17 protein-coding genes are annotated in these 14155 nt (G+C 69.8%); 10 read left to right on the top strand and 7 right to left on the bottom strand.

Annotation, left to right across the window (positions count from 1 at the left end; all coding sequences use genetic code 11):
- Positions 1-58: 58 nt before the first annotated feature.
- On the top strand, positions 59-1357 hold the full coding sequence (locus WPS_RS16090; protein WP_317995477.1) for an outer membrane protein assembly factor BamB family protein: 1299 nt from the start codon (positions 59-61) through the stop codon (positions 1355-1357).
- 27 nt (positions 1358-1384) lie between these two features.
- On the opposite strand, the gene WPS_RS16085 is transcribed toward WPS_RS16090, so the two are convergent.
- Complete coding sequence (locus WPS_RS16085; protein WP_317995476.1) at positions 1385-2530, bottom strand: PQQ-dependent sugar dehydrogenase; 1146 nt, start codon at positions 2528-2530, stop codon at positions 1385-1387.
- A gap of 100 nt (positions 2531-2630) precedes the next feature.
- Here WPS_RS16085 and hisH point away from each other — a divergent pair, with 100 nt between their 5' ends.
- Positions 2631-3266: an imidazole glycerol phosphate synthase subunit HisH gene (gene hisH / locus WPS_RS16080; protein ID WP_317995475.1), complete on the top strand. Its 636-nt coding sequence runs from the start codon at positions 2631-2633 to the stop codon at positions 3264-3266.
- Complete coding sequence (locus WPS_RS16075) at positions 3263-4000, top strand: 1-(5-phosphoribosyl)-5-[(5-phosphoribosylamino)methylideneamino]imidazole-4-carboxamide isomerase (protein ID WP_317995474.1); 738 nt, start codon at positions 3263-3265, stop codon at positions 3998-4000. The genes hisH and WPS_RS16075 overlap by 4 nt, the downstream gene beginning before the upstream one ends.
- Before the next feature lie 5 nt (positions 4001-4005).
- Here WPS_RS16075 and WPS_RS16070 read toward each other — a convergent pair whose 3' ends face one another.
- From WPS_RS16070 to WPS_RS16050, 5 genes are all read right to left on the bottom strand, one after another.
- Positions 4006-5169: a copper amine oxidase N-terminal domain-containing protein gene (locus WPS_RS16070; protein ID WP_317995473.1), complete on the bottom strand. Its 1164-nt coding sequence runs from the start codon at positions 5167-5169 to the stop codon at positions 4006-4008.
- Complete coding sequence (alr, locus tag WPS_RS16065) at positions 5166-6284, bottom strand: alanine racemase (protein ID WP_317995472.1); 1119 nt, start codon at positions 6282-6284, stop codon at positions 5166-5168. Before alr ends, WPS_RS16070 begins: the two co-directional genes overlap by 4 nt.
- Entirely contained in the window at positions 6281-6769 is a 489-nt protein-coding gene (locus tag WPS_RS16060; RefSeq protein WP_317995471.1) for a hypothetical protein, read from the bottom strand. The genes alr and WPS_RS16060 overlap by 4 nt, the downstream gene beginning before the upstream one ends.
- 21 nt (positions 6770-6790) lie before the next feature.
- Complete coding sequence (locus WPS_RS16055; RefSeq protein ID WP_317995470.1) at positions 6791-7225, bottom strand: hypothetical protein; 435 nt, start codon at positions 7223-7225, stop codon at positions 6791-6793.
- Between the two features lie 114 nt (positions 7226-7339).
- Positions 7340-7825, bottom strand: coding sequence for a phosphate-starvation-inducible PsiE family protein (locus tag WPS_RS16050; protein ID WP_317995469.1), 486 nt, complete (start codon positions 7823-7825; stop codon positions 7340-7342).
- 431 nt (positions 7826-8256) lie between these two features.
- Between WPS_RS16050 and groES the strand changes: the two genes are divergently transcribed.
- Together groES and groL are read left to right on the top strand one after the other, a co-directional pair.
- Positions 8257-8568, top strand: coding sequence for a co-chaperone GroES (gene groES / locus WPS_RS16045; RefSeq protein ID WP_317995468.1), 312 nt, complete (start codon positions 8257-8259; stop codon positions 8566-8568).
- A gap of 10 nt (positions 8569-8578) precedes the next feature.
- Positions 8579-10222, top strand: a complete 1644-nt coding sequence (gene groL / locus WPS_RS16040) for a chaperonin GroEL (RefSeq protein ID WP_317995467.1) — start codon at positions 8579-8581, stop codon at positions 10220-10222.
- Positions 10223-10366: 144 nt separating this feature from the next.
- Here the strand turns inward: groL and WPS_RS16035 are convergent, their stop codons facing one another.
- Positions 10367-11575, bottom strand: coding sequence for an NHL repeat-containing protein (locus WPS_RS16035; RefSeq protein WP_317995466.1), 1209 nt, complete (start codon positions 11573-11575; stop codon positions 10367-10369).
- A gap of 140 nt (positions 11576-11715) precedes the next feature.
- On the opposite strand from WPS_RS16035, the gene WPS_RS16030 reads away from it, so the two are divergent.
- The 5 genes from WPS_RS16030 (at position 11716) to WPS_RS16010 (ending at position 14145) form a co-directional block, all read left to right on the top strand.
- Positions 11716-12075, top strand: a complete 360-nt coding sequence (locus WPS_RS16030) for a hypothetical protein (protein WP_317995465.1) — start codon at positions 11716-11718, stop codon at positions 12073-12075.
- A complete protein-coding gene (locus WPS_RS16025; RefSeq protein ID WP_317995464.1) occupies positions 12072-12332 on the top strand; it encodes a hypothetical protein in 261 nt (86 codons plus the stop codon). Before WPS_RS16030 ends, WPS_RS16025 begins: the two co-directional genes overlap by 4 nt.
- Positions 12308-12742: a hypothetical protein gene (locus WPS_RS16020; protein WP_317995463.1), complete on the top strand. Its 435-nt coding sequence runs from the start codon at positions 12308-12310 to the stop codon at positions 12740-12742. Before WPS_RS16025 ends, WPS_RS16020 begins: the two co-directional genes overlap by 25 nt.
- 82 nt (positions 12743-12824) lie before the next feature.
- Positions 12825-13418 (top strand): DNA-3-methyladenine glycosylase I, encoded by a 594-nt coding sequence (locus tag WPS_RS16015; protein ID WP_317995462.1) that lies wholly within the window; start codon positions 12825-12827, stop codon positions 13416-13418.
- A complete protein-coding gene (locus WPS_RS16010) occupies positions 13402-14145 on the top strand; it encodes an SDR family NAD(P)-dependent oxidoreductase (protein WP_317995461.1) in 744 nt (247 codons plus the stop codon). The genes WPS_RS16015 and WPS_RS16010 overlap by 17 nt, the downstream gene beginning before the upstream one ends.
- The last annotated feature ends 10 nt before the right edge of the window (positions 14146-14155 follow it).

Below are 14155 nucleotides of genomic sequence, written 5' to 3'. Positions count from 1 at the left end.
CCTCGCGTCGTGCGGAGGCGGCGGATCGACGAGCACGATCTCCGGCGGCGTCCCTTCGGTGCAAAGCACGCCGGGGCCGACGGTCGCGACCGATGACTGGATCACGTATGCGCACGATCAGGCACGCAGCGGACTGCAGTTGCAAGCGACTGGAATCACGCGAAGCTCGGCGGGTTCGCTCAAGCAGCGATGGAAAGTCTCGCTCGGCGAAACGATCTACGCGAGCCCGATCGTCGCCGGCGGTGCGGTATACGTCGCGACCGACTCCGGCACGGTCGCCGCGCTCGATGCCGCGACCGGAGCGCTCCGCTGGCGCGTGCACGTCGGTTCGTCGGTCCGTGCGACGCCGGCGCTCATCGACGGCACGCTCTTCGTCGGCGTCTACGGCGTCGCGAACTTCGCCGCGCAGACGACCTCGGGCGCGGCCGTCGTCGCGCTCGATCCGGCTACTGGCGCCCAGCGCTGGCGAGCCGTGCCGCAGAATGCGGGCAACGTCGGGCTTGTCCGTTCGGAACCCGTCGTGCTCAACGGCGTGGTGTACGAGGGTCTCGCGGGCGGAGACGATACGACCGGATGCGTCAGCGGCGGCGTGATGGCGCTCGACGAGCGCAGCGGTACGCCCGTGATGAACTTTTGGGCGACCGCGCAGGCGGGCGGCGCCGGCGGCGGCGGCGTGTGGTCGCCGTTCAGCACCGACGGCACGAACGTCTACGTCGGCACCGGGAACGGGTGCGGCACGGAGACGGCCGGCTACAGCGACGCGATGGTTTCGCTGACGCGTTCGCTCTCCGTCAACTGGTCGCGCTCGGCGTTCGTCGCGCCGGGCGGCGACGAAGACGTCGGCGGCGCCCTGAACGTCGCCGGGACGCAAGCGTATTTCGTCGCGAAGAGCGGGCTGCTGTATGCGGTCGATCGCAACAGCGGCAACGTAGCGTGGCAGCGCGACCTCAAGCCGTGGACCCGCGGCGGCGGCGCGATCGGGACGCCGACCGGCGACGGAACGATGATCATCGTGACGGGCGGCGAGCTGCAGAATCCCGACCTGGTGAACCCGCCCGGCTGCGCGATCTCCGCGTTCGACCTTTCAGGAAATCCGCTGTACACGTTCTCCTCGCAGTACGTCGTCTACGGCCACGCGTCGTTCGTGCCGGGCGTCGGCGTGATCGGTTTGGATCACCAGCTCGTCGCGTTCAATTCGCAGACCGGTCAGACGCTGTGGTCGAGCGGCGATCTCGGGGCGAACCTATATGCGTCGCCGGCGATCGTACCGTCCGGCGTCTACACCGCGACGCTCGGAGGCGACGTGGTCGCGTTCTCGCAGAACGGCGTACTGCCGTCGCTACTGCGCCGGCGCTGACGCGCACGATCTTCGCGCGCGCCGCGGTCAGCGCGTCGAGGGCCTGATCCGGTAGATCGCCCCCGCGCCGTCGTCGCTGACGAACAGCGATCCGTCGGCGCCGACGGCGACGCCGGAGGGACGGCAGACGCGTGATTCGTCGGGGCGCTGACAGCCGCCGAGGAACTCGCTCCACTGCGCGTTCGGGTCGTTCCAGTCGACGTGCGTCGCCGGTTCGCTGCCGCGGAACGGGACGAACGCGACGCGCGGAGCGACGAGCGGACGATGCCAGCTCCCGTGAAGCGCCACGAACGCGCCGCCGCGGTAGCGCTGCGGAAACGCGAACCGCCCCGCCGGATGCAGCGGATAGAACGCCGCCGCGATCGGCGTCTCGTACGCCGGAAAGACGACGCGCGGAACGACGACGTTCGCGCACGACGCGCCGCCGATCGGCTTGCCGCCGTCGTAGCACGTGAGCCAGCCGTAGTCGGGCGTGCCCGGGTGCGACGAGACGTCGTCGAAAATCTCGTAGGGATGACCGGGATCGAGTTCGTCACGTCCGGCGACGCCGGCCCAGAGGTCCCCGTTCTCGCCGTTCACCGCGAGCGCGATGGCGTTACGGATATCGACGGCACGCGGATGCATCGCGCTCCCGTCGGGCCGCATCGCTTGAATCGTCGCGCGCGTCGCGTCGAGTTCCGGACTGCACGCATTGCACGACGAGCCGACGCTCGCGTATAGCACGCCTTCGCTGAACGCGACCGTCGTCGTCGTGTGATCGCGCGATTGGCCCGAGGTGCGGACGCTCGCGATCTTCTCCGGCGCCGCCCCGGCCGCGGCTTCGCCGGCACGGTACGGAAGGCGATAGACGCCGAACTGGCCGCCGGCGAAGAGTGTGTCGCCGTGCAGCGCGACGCCGGCCACCGGCCGATCGTCGAACGACGCGAACGCGCGCGGCGGCTGCGCGTTCCCTTGTGCGTCGCGCACGATCGCGACCGATGCGCCGCTGGTTCCGACGAGCAGGTCGCCGTTGGGAGTGACGGCGAGTTCGCGCGGCCCCGGGAGCGAGGCGATCCGCTCGATAGTGAACCCGGCAGGGACCGTGGGGCCGGGATCGGCGGCGCGGGCAGCGGGGACCGTCGCGCCGGCGACGAGGGCTGCGATCAGCGCGGCGGCGCGCAACACACGAGTCATGCGTTCAGTACAACGCACGCGGCGGTGACGGCGTCGCCGCGACCGCGGCCGCCGGACTGGCGGCAAGCACCGCGGCGCCGGAGGGCGAACGCCTGCGGCGATGACGAACGCGCAGATCGCGGTGATCGATTACGGCGGGGGTAACATCGGCTCGTTGCTCGCGGCGCTCGAACGGCGCAGCGTCGATCTGGTGCTGACCGGCGATCCGGCGGTGGTCGCCGCCGCGCCGGCCGCGATCCTCCCGGGCGACGGCGCGTTCGGCGCGACGATGGACGCGTTGCGCGAACGCGGGATCGACCGCGCGGTGCGCGAGGTCGTCGCTGCGGGGCGTCCGTTTCTGGGGATCTGCGTGGGGATGCAGGTGCTCTTCGACTCCAGCGACGAGTATGGCGGTGCGGCCGGTCTCGGGATTCTTCCCGGCGACGTGCGCCGTTTCACGAACGCGCCGCGCATCCCGCACATGGGGTGGAACGATCTGACGATCGAGCGCACGCACCCGTTCGTCGACGGCGTGCGCAGCGGATCGTGGGCGTATTTCCTGCACTCGTATCGCGTCACCGCAAGCGATGCGCTCGTCGCGTCCTGCACCTACGGCGAGCGCTTCGCCGCGATCGTCGCGCGCGGCAACGTGATGGCGACGCAGTTTCATCCAGAGAAGAGCCGTGCCGCCGGGGCGCGCCTGCTCGACAACTTTCTCGCGCTGTGCGACGCCCGCTCGCGCGAAGCGCTGACGTGAGCGGCCGTGCGCTGACGCTCTATCCGGCGATCGACCTGCGCGGCGGTTACGCCGTGCGCTTGGAGCGCGGCGACCCGTCGCGCGAGACCTGCTACGACGCCGACCCGGTCGCGCGTGCACGCGCGTTCGTCGCGGCGGGTGCGCGAGCGCTCCACGTCGTCGATCTCGACGGCGCGTTCGGCACCGGCGAGAATCAGGGCGCGCTGCGCGCGATCTGCGCGAGCGTTGACGTTCCGGTGCAGACCGGCGGCGGGATCCGCAGCGCCGCCGACGTCGACGCGCGCTTCGACGCCGGGGCGCGGCAAGTCGTGATCGGGACGCTGCTGGCGGAACGGCCGTCCGACGCGCGCGCGATCGTCGAGACGTTCGGCGAGCGCATCGTCGCGGGAATCGACGCGCGCGGCGACCGCGTCGCGACGCGCGGCTGGCTCGCCGACGCGGGCGCGTCGCGCGACGACCTCGTCCGCACCGTCGCCGCGTGGGGGGTGCGACGCATCGTCTATACGGAGATCGCGCGCGACGGAACCGGGGCCGGCTACGACGTCGCCGCGCTCGCGCACGTCGCATCGCTTGCGCCGCTGCGCGTCACCGCAAGCGGCGGCGCGCGCACGCTCGACGACCTGCGCGCGCTGCGCGACGGCACGCCGGAGAACGTCGACGCCGCGATCGTCGGCCGCGCGCTCTACGAAGGGACGCTCGATCTCGAAGACGCGCTCGCCGAACTGACCCGCTGAACGCGTTACGGCGAGGGTGATGGCGACGGGCGCGGCCGCGCGAGCGCGCGGCGCGGAACCGGCGTCGGCGTCACCGTCGGCGTCGGGACCGCCATCGACCGGCGTCCCGGCGGGATGGCGCGCGGCACCGAGGTCGGCGTCGCATGCGCCGGAGGCGACGCGCTCGCGGTGAACAGGCCGATCGTCTGCGGGAGCGTGATGACGCGGATCGACCCGTCGGGAAGCGTCAGGCGCGCGCCGACGTGCGCGAACGGCTGCGCGACGCCGGGCGGCACGACGACGTGCGCGACATAGCTGTTCGCGCCCGTGACGACGAGCGGCGCGATCCCCGGGACGCCGTCGACGGCGACGAAGCCCGTCATCCCGGGAACCCCGAGCACGACGACGTCGAACGCGTTCGTTCCGGGAACGACGTAGCGATCGACGTACATCGCGCGCACGGGCGGCGGCGCCGGCGGCGGGGGCGGTGCGAACGCGAACGTGTCTGCGAACTCCCACGAGGCCGCGAGCGGCGTCCCGTTCGACGCGAGCGCCGAGACGGTCACCGCATGCGTACCGGGCGCGAGCGCCGCGCGCGGCGTGTAGAGGATCTCGTCGCCGACGATCGCCGCGTCGGCGCTCACGTCGCGGCCATCGACGAGGACGCGCACGCTGCGCGGATCGATCCCGCCGGAGCCCGCGAAGCGCGCGCTCACCGCGGGATACGGCTCGTTCACCTGCGCGCTCCTCGGCGGCGTCACGATCGCGTCGCGCGCGCTCGCCGGCGCAGCGGCCGCGCCGCTGCCGGGCGTCGGCGCCGCAGCGGCGGCAACCGTGGCGGCGGGCCTCTGCGTGCGCGGTTCGACGCGCCGCGCGAGCACGACGGTTCGCGTGCGCGCAACGTACGCGGCGTCGAAACCGAGTGCGGCGGCGACCGTGCGCAGCGGCGCGTACGCGCGTCCGCGGTCGACGACGATCTCGCGCGCACGCAGCGCGGCCGTGCGGGCGTAGCGGCGCACGACGACGCGTCCGTCGCGCGCATCGTAGCGCACCTCCGCGCCGAGAACGCGGCCGAGATCGCGGACCGGCAGCAGCAGGCGTCCTCCGTGCACGGCGGCGCGCGCGTGCGGCAGGATCGTCTTCCCGTTCAGCACGATGTCGACGACGGCGAACGCCGTTGCGGCGATCACGAAACCGGCGCCGCGTACGTGCGCGGCACGTGCGCGGGAAGGCGCGCGACGAGTTCGTAGCCGATCGTGCCGCACGCCGCCGCGAGATCGGCCGCGAGGATCTCTTCTCGTCCGTCGCGCCCGATGAGCGTCACGTCGTCGCCGGGAGCCGCGCCGGCGACGCCGGTCACGTCGGCAAACGCCATGTTCATGCAGACGCGGCCGACGAGCGCGACGCGCGCGCCGCGGACGAGGACGTGCGCGGCGTTGCCGGCGGCGCGCGGCAGACCTTCCGCGTATCCGATCGGCAGCGTCGCGATCCGCGAACGGCGCGGCGCCTGCCACGTGCGCCCGTAGCCGACGGTGGTCCCGGCGTCGATCTCGTGCATCGCCGCGATCCGCGTTCGCCAGGTCAGCGCGGGTGCGAGTTCGACGCCGCGCACGCGCATCAGCGCCTCCGTCTCGACGCTCGGCCAAATCCCGTACAGCCCGATCCCGATGCGCACGGTGTCGAGCCGCGTGCGCGGCCACAGCATCGCCGCCGCCGTCGCTGCGGCGTGCCGTTCGACGCCGGGACCGAGTTCGCGCGTCGCCGCGAGAAACCGCGCGAGCTGTTCGTCCGTGAACGACGAGTCGAGTTCTTCGGCGGCGGCGAGGTGCGTGAACGCGCCGGCGAGCGCGAACTCCGGCGTCGCCGCGTAACGCTGGAGCGCGTCGGGCGCGTCGCCGGCATCGAGGCCGAGCCGTACGACGCCGGTGTCGACCTTCGCGTGAATCGTGAAGCGCCGCCCGCGCCGGCGCGCGACGCTCGCGACCTGGCGCGCGTAGAGCCCCCGGTCCCACAGCGTCAGCGCGACGTCCGCGGCATGCGCGGCGTCGAGGTCGCCCGGCGGCACCGGACCCAGCACGTGGATCGGCGCGTCGATCTCTGCTTCGCGCAGCACGATCGCTTCCTCGAGCGAGTAGACGCACAGCCGCGCGCACGTGCGCGCGAGCGCGCGCGCCACCTCGACCAGACCGTGACCGTACGCGTTCGCTTTCACCACCGCCGCAACGCGCGCGGGCGCGACGAGCTCCGCCAGCGTCGCGGCGTTGCGCGCGATCGCGCCGAGGTCGACCGCGGCGTGCGCGATCACGCGCGGGAGATCGTGCGGTCCAGCGAGCGCGCGACGATCAGCGCGACGGGGAGCCCGAAGAAGAGCGTGTGCGCGACCAGGTTGGTGAGCAGCGCGACGGGTCCCGGCCGGTGATACGCGCCGGCCGTGATCAGGATGATCTGCATGAAGACGTACACGACCAAGCCGAACGCGATCCCCGAGAGCCAGGGCCGCCGCAGGAGCTGCGGCTGGGTGCGGACGAGATAGACGTAACCGAGCGCCCAGAAGATCGCGACTGCGAAATGCAGCGCGATCCCGATTGAAGGCGCGGCGGGGTTGCCTTGCGCCGCCGGTCCCATCACGGTCGCCGCGATCCCGCCGAACATCCCGCCGACCGCGTCGCCGGCCGGCTTGCCGAACGCGATCGGTTCGCCGAGCATGAAGAGGGCAAAGAGGAGCCCGCCCGCGATCCCGGCGGCGAGCCCCGCGACCAGCTGCTGCTGCAGCGACCCTGCCTTGTCCACGGCACGCACCCTTCGCCCCGGCTAGGCGGTGACCCCCGAGCCGGCGCGGTACGCCGCCTCCCGGCGCTCCATCGCGTCGCCGATCCGCTGGAGGAGGTCACGCATCGCCGCCCGCGCGATCGCCTGCCCCGCGACCGCGTCGAAGACGCGCCCGAACGCGCCAAACGGAGGTCGGTAGGCCCCCTCGAGGGAGAGCCGGGTCGATTCGACCGAGGCGATCCGCAGCCGCAGCGTCCCGTGGAAGTCGGGGAGTAGCCGGGTGCGCGCGTTCCATTCGATGAGCAGGGCGTCGTGGATCCGGCCGGCCTCGTCCTCGTCGGGGTAGGCGGCGAAGACCAGCCGCACGGGGCGCCGCACGTGGCCGCCCAGCGAGCGCCAAAAATCGCGGAGCGGGACGCGGATCTCGATCCCGCGCTCGGCGGCCCGCAGGAAGTCAACGGCGTAGTCGTGTGCCACCGAAAACGGGCACGCTACGACGCGTTCGACCAAGACTCGCGAAACGAACGGCACGGAAATGTTGTACCCCTGCGGCCCGGCTTTGCCGAAAACTGCCGCGCCGCCCCCAAGGCGTTACTCCTCGGCGACCGTGCTCCGGCCAGGCGCGTCGGCCGCGCCTGACGAGGTCATGCGGTCGGCAACCATCAGCGCGCCGAGCACGACCAAGAGCAGGGCGATCCCGTACGCGGATAACGACATCGTGCCCTTTGCCCCCGGCGGATTGACCAGCAGCTCGCGCAACAGGCTGACGATTGCGACCTCGATCATCAAGCCGACGGCGACGCGGTGCTCGCGCAAGTAGAACAACAGCGTGCGGAAGAGCTCGACGAGGATGAGCAGCAGCACGATCTGCGGCAGGACGATGCGTGGTTCGCGGCCGTCGACCAGCGCGAGCCGCGCCAGCGTCCAGATCCCCTGGACCATGACGACGATCACCACGAGCGCGAGCGCAGCCGCGACCGCATCTTGCGCCCACTCGAAGTAGCGCGAGAGCGCTTCGTGTACGTTGGTGTGCTCGATTTCGGGTTTGCTCGGCGTCGTGCCGCTGCGGCGGACCATGTCTACGCGGCGGGGACGGCATCGTCGCAGGCTCTTGGAAGAGTTCCCCGTCGCATCCTGTGAGCGGCTGCGGAGGCCGCGCGATCAGCCGCACGTAGTCCTCCCCGCAGCCGCCTTGGATCCGCGGGAGGGTATGAGCCATTGGCCGCCTTTCTTGCTGAACGGCGCCGGATCGCGCCGTCCGATGAAGCGGACTGCACGTGCGACGCCGAGCCGAATTTTCGTCGTGGTACCCCTCGAGACCAGCCTCAAGCGCGTCCGTGGGGTCGCCGGGTCCCCAGTTTTTGTCATCATGGTCGGGCTCGCGTGGCCCTTGCCCGTCCCTGCCTCCCCTCCCCCCTTGCACTCGGCAAATGACTCTGCTAACGTTAGTGGTCGCTGGCACTCTCGTGCTGGTAGTGCCAAGCAGTCCTGAGAGGGGATAGTTTTTCGTGAATCTCAAGCCACTGGGCGATCGCGTGGTCGTCGAGCACGTGGAACAGGCTGAGAAGAGCGCCGGGGGCGTCTTCCTTCCCGACACGGCGAAAGAAAAGCCGCAGGAAGGCCGCGTTCTCGCCGTTGGTTCCGGCCGCACGCTCGACAATGGCCAGAAGCTCGCCATGGACGTCAAGCCCGGCGACAAGATCATCTACTCGAAGTACTCGGGGTCGGAGATCAAGCTCGACGGCAAAGAGTACCTCATCATCTCGGAAAAAGACGTTCTCGCCATCGTGAGCGACGAGCGCGTTCCGGCCGGAGTGTAGTTCAAACAACATGGCTGCTAAACAACTGGTATTCGACGAGAACGCACGGCGCGCGCTCGAGCGCGGTGCGAACATCCTGGCTGATGCGGTGAAGGTCACCCTTGGACCGAAGGGCCGCAACGTCGTCCTCGACAAGAAGTTCGGTTCGCCGACGATCACCAACGACGGGGTGACGATCGCGAAAGAGATCGAACTCCCCGACACGTTCGAGAACATGGGCGCGCAGCTCGTCAAGGAAGTCGCGTCCAAGACCAACGACATCGCGGGCGACGGCACGACCACCGCAACGGTGCTCGCGCAGGCGATCATCCGCGAAGGTCTGCGCAACGTCACCGCCGGCTCAAACCCGTTGCTGATCAAGCGCGGCATCGAAAAGGCCGTCGAGACGGCGGTCAGCGAGATGGAAAAGCTCGTGCAGAAGGTCGATTCGACCGAGAAGATCGCGCAGGTCGCGTCGATCTCGGCAAACGACAAGACGATCGGCGAACTCATCGCGCAGGCGATGAACGAAGTCGGCAAAGACGGCGTCATCACGGTCGAAGAATCGAAGTCGATGAAGACCGAAGTCGAGACCAAGGACGGGATGCTTTTCGACAAGGGCTACATCTCGCCGTACATGGTCACCGACTCGGAGCGGATGGAAGCGACGCTCACCGATCCGTACATCCTCGTGACGGAGCGCAAGATCTCGGCGATCGCCGACATCCTGCCGCTGCTCGAGAAGATCGTGCAGGTTCAGAAGCCGCTGCTCATCATCGCCGAGGACGTCGAAGGTGAAGCGCTCGCGACGCTCGTCGTCAACAAGCTGCGCGGCACGTTCACGACAGTTGCGGTCAAGGCGCCGGGTTTCGGCGACCGCCGCAAGGAGATGCTCAAGGACATCGCCACGCTGACCGGCGCGACGGTGATCTCGGAAGAGCTCGGGCTCAAGCTCGACAAGGTGACGCCGGATCTGCTCGGCGCTGCGAAGACGGTCAAGGTCACGAAGGAAGAGACCACGATCGTCGACGGCAAGGGCAAGCAGGACGCGATCAAGGGCCGCATCGAGATGATCAAGCGGCAGATCGAGGAGACCGACAGCGATTTCGATCGCGAGAAGCTCCAGGAACGCCTCGCGAAGCTCTCGGGCGGCGTTGCGGTAATCCAGGTCGGCGCGGCCACCGAGACCGAGCTCAAAGAGAAGAAGCACCGCATCGAGGACGCCCTTTCGGCGACCCGCGCTGCCGTGCAGGAAGGGATGATCCCCGGCGGCGGTTCGTCGCTCGTGCACGCGATCAAGGCGCTCGAGAAGCTCTCGGGCGAGACCGCGAGCCACGACGAGAAGATCGGCGTCGACATCATCCGCCGTTCGCTCGAAGAGCCGCTCCGCCAGATCGCGGAGAATGCCGGCTTTGAGGGTTCGGTCGAAGTAAACCGCGTGAAGACCGCGCCGCCGGGTCAGGGCTTCGACGCCATGACCGGCAATCTGGTCGACATGGTCCAGGCCGGGATCGTCGAGCCGTTCAAGGTCACGCGCTCCGCGCTGCAAAACGCGGCGTCGATCGGCGCGCTGATTCTGACGACTGAAACGCTCATCGCCGACAAGCCCGAACCGAAGACCGCCCCCGCAGGCGGCCCTCCCGGCGGCGGCATGGGCGGCTACGACATGATGTAGCCCCGGACGGGGGCGACGTCGTGCTGAGCTCGTCGGAGCCCCGCCCCCGTCAGGCTGAGCTTGTCGAAGCCCAGCGCACACGAATGCCCCGCAGGGAGCGATCCCGCGGGGCCTTCGCGTTCTGTTCTGCGGGTCGGGCAGCCGCTACGTTTTCGCGTCGAACTCGCCCGACGTCAGCACCTTCACCGTGTTGTCGTTGTCGTCGTTGAAGTAGATCTTGACGTTGTTCGGCTCTCCCGCCGTCCCGCTCACCGCGATCCCGAAGATCGCGCCGGATGCCCCCTTGTCGACGTTGCGCTTCGCGAGGACGCGACCGCTCGGCGTGACCTCGACGAGCAGGTTCGTCCCGTCGGGGTCGAGCGTGTTGCCGACGACGAGGTTGCCGTTAGGGAGCAGCGCCGCGCTGATCGGACCGTTGAGCGGTGCGCCCGCGAAGACGCGGCGAGCCGACGACGCGAACGGGCCGGTGAACGACGAGCCGCTGACGTGGACGCCGCCGGCGGGGATCTGCCCGACGTGCTCGAGTGCGGTGATGCTGTTGTCGACACCGTCGATCACGTACAGGCGGTCGCCGTTCGGATCGTACGTCAGCCCCGACGGCGCGAGGATGCTGCCGGGTGCGCCGCCGTTGACCGGAAAGCCCGTCGCGATCACGTCGAACGCGAACGGTTTGCCCGGATTCAGGTCGATGCGCACGATGCTGCCGTCGCCCGCGTTGCTGGCGTAGAACGCGCCCGATGCGCCGAACGGTCCGGCCGTCGCGCTGAACGCCTGGCCCCACGGATGGTGCCACGGACCGCTTGCGATCGCGGTGACGAGTGCGCCGGTCGCCGAGACGATCGGGTTGTCGTTGGCGCCGAACGCGGCGGCCCAGATACCGTCGCCTGAGCTCAGTGCCAGCGCGTCGCAGCCGAGCAGCGCCGCATTCTGCGCGATGTGCAGCGGCGTCGAACCCGGCACCGGGTGCAGCGCTTCGATCGTCGTGCCGTTGCCCTGCACGTTGGCGGCGTCGTTGAAGTTGCAGATCACGAGATCGCCGGCTTGCAGCAAGCCCTTCGTGATCGGCGCGATCGTCAGGCCGTAGGGATTCTGATCGCCGTTGATCGGATCGACCGTCGATCCGATCGTGGTGATCTTGTGCAGCGTCTGCAGGATCGAGCCGGCGTCGCCCGGCGTCTGCGCCGAAGACGTCGTCGTTGCGGTCCCGCGCGTGCTCTGCATCGCGCTCGCGGCGGGCGTGTTCGGGATCGTTGCCGGGGACGGGCCGGAACCGCCGCCCCCGGAGCAGGAGGCGAGTGCAATCGCCGCCGGGATGAACACGGCGGCGACGAGCGGGCGAACATCGCGAATCATCGGCGGCTCCTACGGTCGTTCAGCGTCATGGAACGACCGTAGGTGCCGAATGTGAAAGAACTCTAAAAAACCCGGGCGACTGAGCCGGCCGTTACGCGGAGAGCAGGCGGTCGAAGTACGAGCGGTAGCGCTGGAGCGCGATGAGCAGGCCATCGGTCGAGACGTCCTCGCCCGCGTCCCGGTCCCATCCGGCCCTCGCGCTGCTTCGAGAAACGCTCGGTGAGCCGGGTGACGACCTCGTCGACGAGATCGTGTGCTTGCTGGACCGCGTCGCGCGGCTCGTCGACGAACATCACTTGGACGCGGTCCCAGCGCGTGCGGAAATCATTGAGTGCGTCGCTCGGGAGCAGTTCCACGTCGCCGCCGTCCGTGCTCTGCGCCTGCGCCGCGGCGTCCGCGACATCGCCGCGTTCGGTCGGGATGCGCTGGTCGGCGGTCGCAGTCGTGGTCGGCGCTGCGGCGGTCGTCGTCGGTCCCCAGGTTGGCGCGGTCGTTCATGAGCGTACTTCCTGTGCGTCCTCGGCGCGGCCGGTTCGACGATGCGGCCTTCGACGGTTCCGCTCTGCACGGGATCGGTGCCGAGCAAATCGTTGAACAGCGCGCGGTACGAAACCAGCGCCTGGCGCATTTCTTCGGTCGTCGCCTCGCCACGCGCATTGCGCTGTGCGATTGCGGTAGCGGTGCGGTAGTTGTCGAGCACGCGCGCGTGCTCGACGGAGAGATCGTCCATCGATGCGCCGTGTCGTCGACCGGATAGCCGCGGTCACGCATCACTTCGTTTACCAGGCGGTCGGCGTCGGTCACGGCAGCGCCCGGATCGTCGACGAACTTCGCCTGCACCGCGCGCCACGACTCGGCGTAGCGATCGCGCGCGCCGGGCGTGAGCGGCCGGATGTCCAGCGATCGGTAGCGATTCTCGCGGCGCGCGAGTTCAACTTCCGCTCGCCGCGGCGAACCCATCTCCTGCGCGGTGCGATCGTATTCCGGACCGAATCGTTCGCGCAAACCTTGCGAGCGACGGCGCTGCGCGATGACGACCGCGGCCGCGATCACGACGATAACGACCACGGCGATGACGATCCATCTTGTGCGAGCATGGCGCCCTCTCCCTTGCGCGGCACATCGGCCGTCGCCCACGCATGCTACGCGTCCGGCCGGCGGATGTAACGCGGTCGCATGCCGCCGGTGCGCCGGCCGCCCGCCCGCCTGCACGGCAACCGCTCCGCGTGCGGCGCGGTTGTGAGCGGCGATGCCGATTCGCTGCGCGTGGGCGACCGATCCACTCGACGTGATCTATCACGACGGCGAGTGGGGCGTGCCCGTACACGACGACCTGCGGCTCTTCGAGTTCCTCATCCTCGAAGGCGCGCAGGCGGGTTTGTCGTGGAACACGATTCTGCGTAAGCGCGACGCCTACCGCGCCGCGTACCGCGGCTTCGATCCGGCGAACGTCGCGCGTTTCGGCGATCGCGATGTCGCGCGCCTGATGAATGACGCCGGCATCGTGCGGAACGCGGCGAAGGTCCGCTGGTCGATCGCCAACGCGAAAGCGTTTCTCGCGGTTCAGCGCGAGTGCGGATCGTTCGACGCGTATTTGTGGTCGTTCGTCGACGGCACGCCGATCGTGAATCGCCCGCGGACGCGCGACGAGGTTCCAGCGCGCACCGAGCTCTCGGACCGCATCAGCAAAGATTTGCGCAAGCGCGGCTTCGGCTTCGTCGGATCGTCGATCGTCTACGCGCTGCTGCAGGCGGTCGGCGTCGTCGACGACCACAGTGCCGACTGTTTTCGCGCCGCCGCGCCGGCCGGAAAGAAACGAGTGACCCATGCTCTTCGACGGTGACGCGATCGTGCTGGCGGGCGGAACGGGCCGCGTCGGCAAAGCGACCCTCGCCGCGCTCGTGCGCGAAGGTGCGCGTGTGCTGGTGCTTTCGCGTTCGCTTGAGAGCGCGCGCACCGCGATCGACGCGGTGCTCGACGGCGACGAGCGCGCCGCCGCGATCCCGTTCGTCGCCGATCTCAACGCGCCGGAGCAGGCGGCGGCGGCGATCGCCGGCTGCGTCGAGCGCTTCGGCCGGATCGACGCGGCGGTCAGCCTCGCCGGTGACGCGCGCACATCGCGCCTCGTCGAATCGACCCTCGACGACCTTCGGCACAACCTCGCCGCCTTTGCCGAAACCGCCTACAACTTCAGCATCCCCGCGCTGCGCGCGATGCTCGCGCAGCCCTATCGCGACGGCGCCCGCTCGCGCGGTCGCATCGTGGTCGTCACGGCCGGATCGTCACGCGATCCGGCGCCGGGCCGCGGGCTCTTCGGCGCGGCCAAGGCCGCCGTCAACATCCTGATGCGGGCGATCGCGCGCGAACACAAAGCCGACGGGATCGTCGCGAACGCCGTCGTCCTGGGCGGCGTGCAGACGCCCGAGACGCGGCCGTACTATTCCGAGGACGACTTCAAGGCGGCCGCGACGCCGCAGGAGGTCGCCGACGTACTCGCGTTCCTCGCCAGCGACCGCGGCACCGGGATCAACGGCGAACTCGTCGATCTCAACGCGCGCGAGACGGACTGAGCCGCATTCG

Origin of the sequence: Vulcanimicrobium alpinum (assembly GCF_027923555.1) — a bacterium.
Taxonomy (GTDB): domain Bacteria; phylum Vulcanimicrobiota; class Vulcanimicrobiia; order Vulcanimicrobiales; family Vulcanimicrobiaceae; genus Vulcanimicrobium; species Vulcanimicrobium alpinum.
Note: the sequence above shows the minus strand (reverse complement) of the source record. Positions and strands in the feature narration are given on the sequence as shown.

Coding starts and splice junctions, on each gene's coding strand:
- hisH (WP_317995475.1), top strand. CDS start 2,631: ATGACGAACGCGCAGATCGCGGTGATCGATTACGGCGGGGGTAACATC.
- WPS_RS16015 (WP_317995462.1), top strand. CDS start 12,825: ATGCCGATTCGCTGCGCGTGGGCGACCGATCCACTCGACGTGATCTAT.
- WPS_RS16020 (WP_317995463.1), top strand. CDS start 12,308: ATGCGCCGTGTCGTCGACCGGATAGCCGCGGTCACGCATCACTTCGTT.
- WPS_RS16085 (WP_317995476.1), bottom strand. CDS start 2,530: ATGACTCGTGTGTTGCGCGCCGCCGCGCTGATCGCAGCCCTCGTCGCC.
- WPS_RS16025 (WP_317995464.1), top strand. CDS start 12,072: ATGAGCGTACTTCCTGTGCGTCCTCGGCGCGGCCGGTTCGACGATGCG.
- WPS_RS16030 (WP_317995465.1), top strand. CDS start 11,716: ATGAGCAGGCCATCGGTCGAGACGTCCTCGCCCGCGTCCCGGTCCCAT.
- WPS_RS16035 (WP_317995466.1), bottom strand. CDS start 11,575: ATGATTCGCGATGTTCGCCCGCTCGTCGCCGCCGTGTTCATCCCGGCG.
- WPS_RS16050 (WP_317995469.1), bottom strand. CDS start 7,825: ATGGTCCGCCGCAGCGGCACGACGCCGAGCAAACCCGAAATCGAGCAC.
- WPS_RS16010 (WP_317995461.1), top strand. CDS start 13,402: ATGCTCTTCGACGGTGACGCGATCGTGCTGGCGGGCGGAACGGGCCGC.
- groL (WP_317995467.1), top strand. CDS start 8,579: ATGGCTGCTAAACAACTGGTATTCGACGAGAACGCACGGCGCGCGCTC.